General features: G+C 65.1%; 15 protein-coding genes. All 15 read left to right on the top strand.

All coding sequences use genetic code 11. From position 1 onward, the window contains the following. Positions 1-15: 15 nt before the first annotated feature. The 15 genes from rpsL to rpsQ all read left to right on the top strand — a co-directional run bounded on the left by rpsL (position 16) and on the right by rpsQ (position 10,452). On the top strand, positions 16-390 hold the full coding sequence (gene rpsL / locus DFQ14_RS00570) for a 30S ribosomal protein S12 (RefSeq protein WP_114451046.1): 375 nt from the start codon (positions 16-18) through the stop codon (positions 388-390). Then, positions 390-860, top strand: coding sequence for a 30S ribosomal protein S7 (rpsG, locus tag DFQ14_RS00565; protein ID WP_114451045.1), 471 nt, complete (start codon positions 390-392; stop codon positions 858-860). Before rpsL ends, rpsG begins: the two co-directional genes overlap by 1 nt. A 77-nt stretch (positions 861-937) precedes the next feature. Then, positions 938-3,040, top strand: coding sequence for an elongation factor G (gene fusA / locus DFQ14_RS00560; RefSeq protein WP_114451044.1), 2,103 nt, complete (start codon positions 938-940; stop codon positions 3,038-3,040). 153 nt (positions 3,041-3,193) lie between these two features. Further along, complete coding sequence (gene tuf / locus DFQ14_RS00555; RefSeq protein WP_114451043.1) at positions 3,194-4,387, top strand: elongation factor Tu; 1,194 nt, start codon at positions 3,194-3,196, stop codon at positions 4,385-4,387. A gap of 504 nt (positions 4,388-4,891) precedes the next feature. After that, a complete protein-coding gene (rpsJ, locus tag DFQ14_RS00550) occupies positions 4,892-5,197 on the top strand; it encodes a 30S ribosomal protein S10 (protein ID WP_017976809.1) in 306 nt (101 codons plus the stop codon). Positions 5,198-5,245: 48 nt separating this feature from the next. Further along, complete coding sequence (rplC, locus tag DFQ14_RS00545) at positions 5,246-5,896, top strand: 50S ribosomal protein L3 (RefSeq protein ID WP_114451042.1); 651 nt, start codon at positions 5,246-5,248, stop codon at positions 5,894-5,896. Then, on the top strand, positions 5,896-6,582 hold the full coding sequence (gene rplD / locus DFQ14_RS00540) for a 50S ribosomal protein L4 (protein ID WP_114451041.1): 687 nt from the start codon (positions 5,896-5,898) through the stop codon (positions 6,580-6,582). Before rplC ends, rplD begins: the two co-directional genes overlap by 1 nt. Beyond that, on the top strand, positions 6,579-6,878 hold the full coding sequence (gene rplW, locus DFQ14_RS00535; protein ID WP_114451040.1) for a 50S ribosomal protein L23: 300 nt from the start codon (positions 6,579-6,581) through the stop codon (positions 6,876-6,878). Before rplD ends, rplW begins: the two co-directional genes overlap by 4 nt. A gap of 46 nt (positions 6,879-6,924) precedes the next feature. Next, entirely contained in the window at positions 6,925-7,761 is an 837-nt protein-coding gene (gene rplB, locus DFQ14_RS00530; RefSeq protein ID WP_114451039.1) for a 50S ribosomal protein L2, read from the top strand. Positions 7,762-7,779: 18 nt separating this feature from the next. Next, a complete protein-coding gene (gene rpsS / locus DFQ14_RS00525; RefSeq protein WP_114451038.1) occupies positions 7,780-8,061 on the top strand; it encodes a 30S ribosomal protein S19 in 282 nt (93 codons plus the stop codon). A 69-nt stretch (positions 8,062-8,130) separates the two neighbouring features. After that, positions 8,131-8,559 carry a 50S ribosomal protein L22 gene (rplV, locus tag DFQ14_RS00520; RefSeq protein WP_179951455.1) on the top strand — a complete coding sequence of 143 codons (429 nt, stop codon included), beginning with the start codon at positions 8,131-8,133 and terminating at the stop codon, positions 8,557-8,559. Next, positions 8,559-9,491, top strand: a complete 933-nt coding sequence (gene rpsC, locus DFQ14_RS00515) for a 30S ribosomal protein S3 (RefSeq protein ID WP_114451037.1) — start codon at positions 8,559-8,561, stop codon at positions 9,489-9,491. Before rplV ends, rpsC begins: the two co-directional genes overlap by 1 nt. A 3-nt stretch (positions 9,492-9,494) precedes the next feature. After that, positions 9,495-9,914: a 50S ribosomal protein L16 gene (gene rplP, locus DFQ14_RS00510; RefSeq protein WP_114451036.1), complete on the top strand. Its 420-nt coding sequence runs from the start codon at positions 9,495-9,497 to the stop codon at positions 9,912-9,914. Next, on the top strand, positions 9,914-10,156 hold the full coding sequence (rpmC, locus tag DFQ14_RS00505; RefSeq protein WP_114451035.1) for a 50S ribosomal protein L29: 243 nt from the start codon (positions 9,914-9,916) through the stop codon (positions 10,154-10,156). Before rplP ends, rpmC begins: the two co-directional genes overlap by 1 nt. Further along, positions 10,153-10,452, top strand: a complete 300-nt coding sequence (gene rpsQ / locus DFQ14_RS00500; protein WP_114451034.1) for a 30S ribosomal protein S17 — start codon at positions 10,153-10,155, stop codon at positions 10,450-10,452. The genes rpmC and rpsQ overlap by 4 nt, the downstream gene beginning before the upstream one ends. Positions 10,453-10,597 lie beyond the last annotated feature (145 nt).

The following is a 10,597-nucleotide window of genomic DNA, read 5'->3' as shown; positions in this document are numbered from 1 at the left end:
GCAGAAAGCCGGTCCATGCCCACCATCCAGCAGTTGGTCCGTAAGGGCCGCCACGACAAGCCCAAGAAGGTCACGACTGCGGCGCTCCAGGGAAGCCCGCAGCGGCGTGGCGTGTGCACCCGCGTGTACACCACCACCCCGAAGAAGCCGAACTCGTCACTGCGCAAGGTTGCCCGCGTCAAGCTCACCACGGGCATGGAGGTCACCGCCTACATTCCGGGCGAGGGCCACAACCTGCAGGAGCACTCGATCGTGCTCGTTCGCGGTGGTCGTGTGAAGGACCTCCCCGGCGTGCGGTACAAGATCATTCGCGGTGCGCTCGACACCCAGGGCGTGAAGAATCGCAAGCAGTCTCGCAGCCAGTACGGTGCGAAGAAGGAGAAGCGCTGATGCCTCGTAAGGGTCCCGCTCCGAAGCGGCAGTTGGCCGCCGACCCCGTGTACAGCTCGCCGCTGGTCACTCAGTTGGTGAACAAGGTGCTGGTGGACGGCAAGCGTTCGCTCGCCGAGCGGATCGTGTACGCGGCATTGGAAGGCTGCAGGGAGAAGACCGGAACCGACCCGGTGGTGACGTTGAAGCGCGCGCTCGACAACGTCAAGCCCTCCCTCGAGGTTCGCAGTCGCCGCGTCGGCGGTGCCACCTACCAGGTCCCGATCGAGGTGCGTGCGGGGCGTTCCACCACGCTGGCCCTGCGCTGGCTGGTGCGCTTCTCCCGGCAGCGTCGTGAGAAGACCATGATCGAGCGACTGACCAACGAGCTGCTCGACGCGAGCAATGGTCTCGGCGCGAGTGTCAAAAAGCGCGAAGACACGCACAAGATGGCGGAGTCCAACAAGGCCTTCGCGCATTACCGGTGGTGACGTCGGGTCGGCTTTTGCCCGCCTCGGCTCACCGATTCGACAGCTTCCGACTGCTGTAGGGAACGGGGAGAGAACTCGTGGCACGCGACGTGCTGACTGACCTGACCAAGGTCCGCAACATCGGCATTATGGCCCACATCGACGCGGGCAAGACCACCGCAACCGAGCGCATCCTGTACTACACCGGGATCAACTACAAACTCGGTGAGACGCACGACGGTGCGTCGACGATGGACTGGATGGCCGAGGAACAGTCGCGGGGTATCACCATCACCTCGGCTGCCACCACGACCTTCTGGGGCGACAACCAGATCAACATCATCGACACCCCGGGCCACGTCGACTTCACCGTCGAGGTGGAGCGGTCGCTGCGCGTCCTCGACGGTGCCGTTGCGGTGTTCGACGGCAAGGAAGGTGTCGAGCCGCAGTCCGAGCAGGTCTGGCGGCAGGCCGACAAGTACGACGTCCCGCGCATCTGCTTCGTCAACAAGATGGACAAGCTGGGTGCGGACTTCTACTTCACGGTCGGCACGATTCGCGACCGGCTCAACGCCCGCCCGCTGGTGCTGCAGCTGCCGATCGGTACCGAGTCCGACTTCGAGGGTGTCGTCGACCTCGTCAGCATGAAGGCGCTGACCTGGCGCGGTGACGTCGAGAAGGGCGCCAAGTACGCGATCGAGGACATCCCGGAGAGCCTCGTCGAGACCGCCGAACGCTATCGCACGGAGCTGATCGAGTCCGTCGCGGAATCCGATGAAGCGCTGATGGAGGCCTACCTCGGTGGTGAGGAACTGACCACCGAGCAGATCAAGCAGGGCATCCGTACGCTCACCATCAACCGTGAGGCGTTCCCGGTGATGTGCGGGTCGGCCTTCAAGAACAAGGGTGTTCAGCCGATGCTGGACGCGGTGCGCGATTACCTGCCCTCGCCGCTGGACATCCCGCCGGTGAAGGGAACGCTGCGGGACGGGGAGACCGAGGCCGAGCGCAAGCCCAGTACGAAGGAACCGTTCGCGGCGCTGGCGTTCAAGGTCGCCGTGCACCCGTTCTTCGGCAAGCTGACCTACGTCCGGGTCTACTCCGGCCGGATCGAGCAGGCTCAGCAGATCATGAACTCCACGCGGGAGCGCAAGGAACGCATCGGCAAGCTGTTCCAGATGCACTCCAACAAGGAGAACCCGGTCGATGAAGCTCAGGCCGGGCACATCTACGCGGTGGTCGGACTCAAGGAGACCACCACCGGCGACACCCTGTGCGACATGCAGGACCAGATCGTGCTGGAGTCGATGAGCTTCCCCGAGCCGGTCATCGAGGTGGCCATCGAGCCCAAGACGAAGTCCGATCAGGAGAAGCTGTCGACGGCGATCCAGAAGCTCGCCGAGGAGGACCCGACCTTCCAGGTCAAGCACGACGAGGAAACCGGTCAGACGATCGTCAAGGGCATGGGTGAGCTGCACCTCGAGGTGCTGGTCAACCGCATGAAGTCGGACTTCAAGGTCGAGGCGAACATCGGTAAGCCGCAGGTGGCCTACCGGGAGACGATCCGCAAGACGATCGACAAGCACGAGTTCACGCACAAGAAGCAGACCGGTGGGTCCGGCCAGTTCGCTCGGGTCATCATCAAGCTCGAGCCGATCGAGCAGACCTCGGAGAGCGCGACCTACGAGTTCGAGAACAAGGTCGTCGGTGGCCGCATTCCGAAGGAGTACATCCCTTCGGTGGACGAGGGCGCACAGGATGCCATGCAGTACGGTGTGCTCGCGGGGTACCCGCTGGTCGGGGTCAAGGTGACCCTGCTGGATGGCCAGTACCACGAGGTGGACTCGTCGGAAATGGCCTTCAAGGTCGCCGGTTCGCAGGCGATGAAGGAGGCGGCCGCGAAGGCCAGCCCGGCGTTGCTCGAACCGTTGATGGCGGTCGAGACGACGACACCAGAGGAGTACATGGGTGAAGTCATCGGCGACCTGAATTCCCGCCGTGGTCACGTGCAGGCCATGGAGGAACGTGGCGGTTCCCGTGTCGTGAAGGCGCTGGTTCCGCTGTCCGAGATGTTCGGGTATGTGGGCGATCTGCGTTCGAAGACGCAGGGTCGTGCGAATTACTCGATGCAGTTCGACTCCTACGGCGAGGTTCCGGCGAACGTGGCCAAGGAGATCATTGCGAAGGCTACGGGGGAGTAATCCCGTGTAGTTCGGTGGCGGTCCTACTGCGGAACCTCCGTGGCGGGGCCGGCACCAACCCCAACAGGACTCCGCCTGGCATTTCTCCGCGTGGCAGCGCGGGGACGAACACATCGCACGGCGGAAAGAACACAAGTCCAGGAGGACAATCCAGTGGCGAAGGCGAAGTTCGAGAGGGACAAGCCGCACGTCAACATCGGGACCATCGGTCACGTTGACCACGGCAAGACCACGCTGACCGCGGCTATCACCAAGGTCCTGCACGACAACCACCCGGATCTGAACCCGTACACGCCTTTCGAGGACATCGACAAGGCGCCGGAAGAAAAGCAGCGCGGGATCACGATCCAGATCGCTCACGTCGAGTACCAGACCGAGGCGCGTCACTACGCTCACGTCGACGCCCCCGGGCACGCCGACTACGTGAAGAACATGATCACGGGTGCCGCCCAGATGGACGGTGCCATCCTGGTCGTGGCGGCCACCGACGGCCCGATGCCGCAGACCCGTGAGCACGTCCTGCTGGCCAAGCAGGTCGGCGTGCCGTACATCCTCGTCGCGCTGAACAAGGCCGACATGGTCGAGGACGAGGAGATCATGGAACTCGTCGAGATGGAGGTCCGCGAGCTGCTCAGCGAGCAGGACTTCCCGGGCGACGATGCTCCGATCGTCCGTGTCTCCGCGCTCAAGGCCCTCGAGGGCGACGCCGAGTGGGGAGCGAAGATCATGGAGCTGCTCCACGCCGTCGACGCGAACATCCCGGACCCGGTGCGGGCCACCGAGCAGCCGTTCCTCATGCCGGTGGAGGACGTCTTCTCCATCACCGGCCGCGGCACCGTGGTGACCGGCCGAGTCGAGCGCGGCGTCATCAAGGTGAACGAGGAAGTCGAGATGGTCGGTATCAAGGACAAGGCCCTCAAGACCACGGTCACCGGCGTCGAGATGTTCCGGAAGCTGCTTGACCAGGGTCAGGCCGGCGACAACGTCGGTCTGCTGATCCGCGGTATCAAGCGCGAGGACGTCGAGCGCGGCATGGTCGTCGTGAAGCCCGGCAGCACCACCCCGCACACCGAGTTCGACGCGCAGGTCTACATCCTGTCCAAGGACGAGGGTGGCCGGCACACGCCGTTCTTCAACAACTACCGGCCGCAGTTCTACTTCCGCACCACCGACGTGACCGGTGTGGTGACCCTTCCCGAGGGCACCGAGATGGTCATGCCGGGCGACAACACCGAGATGTCGGTGCAGCTCATCCAGCCGATCGCGATGGAGGAAGGCCTCCGCTTCGCGATTCGCGAGGGTGGCCGCACGGTCGGTGCGGGCCGGGTTACCAAGATCAACAAGTGATTCGGTGGGGGTGCTGGTCACCCGGTGAGCAGCACCCCCACCCCCGAGTCGAGCTGGCACACGAGATGTGTCATGCTATAGGGGTTGCTCGTCGGGGCGGCCGGACATGCGTTTCCGAACGGTCCGGCCGCCCTGTCACGAGAGCCCGCGCCCTTGGTTCGGGGCAGGACCGGTTTTTCGGGCCTGCGATTGTGCGGTCGAAATTCGCTACGGCCGCCAGCCCGGCAGGGTGCTGAACAACGGTGTACGGATTCCCATGCGAATCCATCCCGCCGGCGAAGTTCGGTGGGACCGGTATGCGTCGAGCAAGCGACACGCCCGACCGCAGGTACCGGGCACCCAGACACCTGAACAGGGGCGGACCGCGGGCTGTGTCCCCGTGACCGGGTTCCGCACGATCCCTCTCGTTTGACGCAAGACGGGAGCGGAGTCCCGGTTTGCGGTTCGGGCATCCGCACCGCGCTAGGTACTAGCGGCACGAGACTAGAGGAACGGCAAGCCACTATGGCGGGACAGAAGATCCGCATCCGGCTCAAGGCCTACGACCACGAGGCGATCGACGCGTCCGCACGCAAGATCGTCGAGACCGTGACGCGCACCGGCGCTTCGGTCGTCGGGCCGGTGCCGCTGCCCACCGAGAAGAACGTCTACTGCGTCATCCGCTCTCCGCACAAGTACAAGGACTCGCGGGAGCATTTCGAGATGCGGACGCACAAGCGGCTCATCGACATCGTCGAACCGACGCCCAAGACGGTGGACGCACTCATGCGCATCGACCTGCCGGCGAGTGTCGACGTGAACATCCAGTGAGCGTGCGGCACTTCGGTTCATTGACAGGCGGCGGAGAGAACGAGACTCATGTCTGACAGGCAGATGAAGGGGATTCTGGGCACCAAGCTCGGCATGACCCAGGTCTTCGACGACAACAACCGGGTGGTTCCGGTGACTGTCGTCCAGGCCGGGCCGAACGTGGTCACCCAGGTCCGGACTCAGGACAACGACGGCTACTCGGCCGTGCAGCTGGCGTTCGGCGCCATCGACCCGCGCAAGGTGAACAAGCCGCGCGGTGGCCAGTTCACGAAGGCAGGTGTCACGCCACGCCGCCACATCGTCGAGCTGCGCACCGCGGATGCCGACTCCTACGAACTCGGTCAGGAAATCACCGCCGAGGTTTTCGAGTCCGGCGCGATGGTCGATGTGGTCGGCACCAGCAAGGGCAAGGGCTTCGCGGGCACCATCAAGCGACACGGATTCGCCCGGCAGGGGATGAGCCACGGTACGCAGGCCGTGCACCGCAAGCCGGGTTCGATCGGCGGGTGCGCGTACCCCGGCAAGGTGTTCAAGGGCATGAGGATGCCCGGCCGGATGGGGAACAATCGCGTAACCACCCAGAACCTCAAGGTGCATCGGGTCGAGCAGGACTCCGACCTGCTGCTGATCAAGGGCGCCATTCCGGGACCCAAGGGCGGTCTGGTGCTGGTCAAGAGCGCTGTGAAGGGTGGTGCGTGATGGCAGCCAAGCTCGACGTCCGTACCCCGGACGGCAAGACGGACGGGCAGGTCGAACTGCCTGCCGAGGTGTTCGACGCCAAGGCGAACATCCCGCTGATGCACCAGGTCGTGGTGGCCCAGCTGGCCGCCGCGCGCCAGGGCACGCATGCAACCAAGACCCGCAGCGATGTCGCCGGCGGCAGCAAGAAGCCGTACCGGCAGAAGGGCACCGGTAACGCCCGGCAGGGTTCGATCCGCGCCCCGCAGTTCGTCGGCGGCGGCACGGTGCACGGTCCGGGCCCGCGGGACTACTCGCAGCGGACCCCCAAGAAGATGAAGGCGGCAGCGCTGCGCGGGGCCCTGTCGGACCGCGCTCGGGCCGATCAGATCCACGTGGTGACCGAGGTGGTGTCCGGTGAGCAGCCGTCCACCAAGGAGGCCAAGGCCACACTGCGTGCGCTGACCGATGCCAAGCGCGTTCTGGTGGTGCTCAACCGCACCGAGGAGCGTGCCTGGCTGAGCCTGCGCAACCTGCCCAACGTGCACATCATCGACCCCGGCCAGTTGAACACCTACGACGTTCTCGTCAACGACGATGTGGTGTTCAGCAAGGAAGCGTTCGAGCGCTTCGTCGCCGGCCCGTCGAAGGGTCGTTCGGCCAAGGCCGTTGCGACCTCCGGTGAGGCTGAGGAGGCAGACCAGTGATCCCCGACCCGCGAGACATCCTGATCGCGCCGGTGATCTCCGAGAAGAGCTACGGGCTGCTTTCGGAGAACCAGTACACGTTCCTGGTCCGTCCTGGCTCGAACAAGACCGAGATCAAGATCGCGGTCGAGAAGATTTTCGGCGTGAAGGTCACCAACGTCAACACGATCAACCGCCCGGGCAAGCGCAAGCGCACCCGCACCGGGTACGGCAAGCGCAAGGACACCAAGCGGGCGATCGTCACGCTGTCCGCCGAGAGCAAGCCGATCGAGATCTTCGGTGGTCCGGCGGCCTGAAGCAGGCGCAGGCGGAAAGCCGATGGAAGACTAGGACTGCGTAGAGATGGGCATTCGTAGGCACAACCCGACAAGCGCGGGCCGCCGCGGTTCCAGCGGAGCCGACTTCGCCGAGATCACTCGATCGAAGCCGGAGAAGTCGCTGGTACGGCCACTGCACGGCCACGGCGGCAGGAACGCGCACGGCAAGATCACCACGCGGCATCAGGGCGGCGGTCACAAGCGGGCCTACCGCGTGATCGACTTCCGTCGTTATGACAAGGACGGTGTGCCGGCCAAGGTCGCGCACATCGAGTACGACCCCAACCGCAGTGCACGGATTGCGCTGCTGCACTACCTCGACGGGGAGAAGCGCTACATCATCGCGCCGAACAAGGTTCGGCAGGGTGATCGCGTGGAGAACGGTGCCCGTGCCGATATCAAGCCGGGCAACAACCTCCCGATGCGCAACATCCCCGTCGGCACCGTGGTGCACGCGATCGAGCTGCGTCCGGGTGGCGGCGCGAAGATCGCGCGCTCGGCCGGTGCCCGGGTTCAGCTGGTGGCCAAGGACGGCCCGTACGCGCAGTTGCGGATGCCTTCGGGCGAGATCCGCAACGTGGACGTGCGCTGCCGGGCCACGGTCGGTGAGGTCGGGAATTCCGAGCACTCCAACATCAGCTGGGGCAAGGCCGGCCGGATGCGCTGGAAGGGCAAGCGCCCGACCGTGCGCGGTGTCGTGATGAACCCGATCGACCACCCCCACGGTGGTGGTGAGGGCAGGACCTCCGGTGGTCGTCACCCGGTCAACCCGAAGGGTATGCCCGAGGGCAGGACCCGCCGTAGCAAGGCCAGTGACAGGCTCATCGTTCGCCGTCGTCGGACCGGCAAGAAGAAGCGCTGAGCAGGGAGGTAACAACATATGCCACGCAGCCTGAAGAAGGGCCCGTTCGTGGACGACCACCTGCTCAAGAAGGTGGACGCGCTGAACGAGGCGAACAAGAAGTCGGTGATCAAGACCTGGTCGCGCCGGTCGACGATCATCCCGGACATGCTCAACCACACCATCGCCGTGCACGACGGTCGCAAGCATGTGCCGGTGTTCATCAGCGAGAACATGGTCGGGCACAAGCTCGGCGAATTTGCCCCGACCCGCACCTTCAAGGGTCACGTGAAGGACGACCGGAAGTCGCGCCGCCGGTGAGCGGGTCTGTGACACGAACGAGCCGGGCCATGCGGGAACTCCCGCAGCCCGGGGCAAAGGGGTAGCAGGATGACAGCCCGTACCGACGACAGTGCCGCGGAAGAAACACCGCGCGCAGTGGCGCGGGCCCGCTACGTCCGCGTGGCGCCGATGAAGGCGCGCCGCGTGGTCGAGCTCATCAAGGGCCGTAGCGCCAGCGAAGCCCTGGACGTGCTCCGGTTCGCGCCGCAGACCGCCAGCGGTCCGGTGTCGAAGGTGCTCGCCAGTGCAATGGCGAACGCGGAGAACAACCGCTCGCTCGACCCGGAGACCCTGTGGGTGCACCGAGCCTATGTGGACGAGGGTCCGACCTTGAAGCGGTTCCGGCCGCGCGCGCAGGGCCGTGCGTACCGGATTCGTAAGCGGACCAGCCACATCACGGTCGAGGTCGAGTCGCGCCAGCCCAAATCGGCCGGCAAGTCTCGCAAGAGCAGTAGCCAGAAGGGGAGTGCCCGGTAGTGGGTCAGAAAATCAACCCGCACGGCTTCCGGCTCGGCATCACCACGGACTGGAAGTCGCGCTGGTACGCCGACAAGCAGTACTCGGAGTACGTCGCGGAAGATGTCAAGATCCGCAGGCGGCTCTCTCGCGGTATGGAACGTGCCGGCATCTCCAAGGTGGAGATCGAGCGCACTCGCGAGCGGGTCCGGGTGGATATTCACACCGCCCGGCCGGGCATTGTGATCGGCCGTCGTGGTGCCGAGGCGGACCGCCTGCGTGGTTCGCTGGAGAAGCTGACCGGTAAGCAGGTTCAGCTCAACATTCTCGAGGTCAAGAACTCGGAGGCCGACGCTCAGCTCGTCGCCCAGGGCATCGCCGAGCAGCTTTCCAACCGCGTGTCCTTCCGGCGTGCGATGCGCAAGGGCATGCAATCGGCCATGCGTTCGCAGCAGGTCAAGGGCATCCGGGTGCAGTGCGGCGGTCGTCTCGGTGGTGCCGAGATGTCCCGCTCGGAGTTCTACCGCGATGGCCAGGTGCCGCTGCACACGCTGCGCGCGGACATGGACTACGGCTTCTTCGAAGCCCGCACGACTTTCGGCCGGATCGGTGTGAAGGTCTGGATCTACAAGGGTGAGCTGGTCGGTGGCCTGAAGCAGAAGCAGCAGGAATCCGAGGTCCGTGCGCCGCGTGGTGAAGGTGGTGGCCGTGAGGGCCGCGGTGGCCGTTCGGAGCGTGGTGGCCGGCGCCGTTCGGGCGCTTCCGGTACCACGGCCACGGGTACCGAGGCCGGCCGTGCTGCGACAGGCAAGACCGGCAAGGGTTCCAAGTCCGGCGGGGGTCCCGTCGGACCGGCCGAGAGCTCGCAGCAGGAGCAGACCACAAGCGATGTGGCCGCCGAGAACGCTCCGGCTGTCAGTGAGCCCCACGCTGATGAGAAGACGGAGGGCTGAGACGTGCTCGTCCCACGCAAGGTCAGGTGGCGCAAGGCTCACGCGCCGAAGCGCGCGGGCTTCGCCAAGGGCGGCACCCGGGTCACCTTCGGTGAGTACGGTATCCAGGCACTCGAGCATGCCTACGTGACGAACCGACAGATCGAGTCGGCCCGTATCGCGATCACCCGGCACGTCAAGCGAGGCGGCAAGGTGTGGATCAACATCTTCCCGGACCGTCCGCTGACGAAGAAGCCCGCCGAAACCCGCATGGGTTCCGGTAAGGGTTCACCGGAGTACTGGGTTGCCAATGTCAAGCCGGGCCGGGTCATGTTCGAGCTGAACTTCCCGAACGAGAAGACCGCGATCGAGGCGCTGACGCGTGCGGCCCACAAGCTCCCCATGAAGTGCAAGATCGTGTCCCGCGAGGGTGGTGACTTCTGATGAGCGCGGGTGTCACCGCTTCCGAGCTCCGGGAGCTGAACAACGAGGAGCTCGTGTCACGTCTGAGGGAATCGAAGGAGGAGCTGTTCAACCTTCGCTTTCAGATGGCGACCGGGCAGCTGGAGAACAACCGCCGGTTGCGCGTCGTTCGCAGGGACATCGCCCGGATTTACACCATCATGCGCGAGCGTGAGCTGGGCCTGACGGTGTCACCTGAAGGCGCCGAGGAGGGCGCGGCATGAGCGAGACAGTTGCTGAAGGACCTGTTACCGAAGGACAGGGCGTGGACCGGAACTACCGCAAGGTCCGGGAGGGATACGTCGTCTCGTCCAAGATGGACAAGACGATCGTGGTCTCCCTGCAGGACCGCAAGAAACACGCGCTGTACGGCAAGATCATGCGTCAGACCACCAAGGTCAAGGCGCATGACGAGGCCAACACCGCGGGTGTTGGCGACCGGGTACTGCTGATGGAGACCCGGCCGCTGTCGGCCACGAAGCGCTGGCGGCTGGTCGAGGTCGTGGAGAAGGCCAAGTAACCGATCACCTGCGGGGCCCGCCCCGCAGGTGACCACATTTGGCATCCGGCTCTGTCGGAGGCAGTGCTGGGAGATGTGGAGGTCGATCCTCCACACGGCCGCGCACGTCGGGTCGGAAATCTGGCGTGCCAGAGTGTTCTTCGCG

Source organism: Halopolyspora algeriensis (assembly GCF_003337235.1).
GTDB lineage: Bacteria > Actinomycetota > Actinomycetes > Mycobacteriales > Pseudonocardiaceae > Haloactinomyces > Haloactinomyces algeriensis.
Note: the sequence above shows the minus strand (reverse complement) of the source record. Positions and strands in the feature narration are given on the sequence as shown.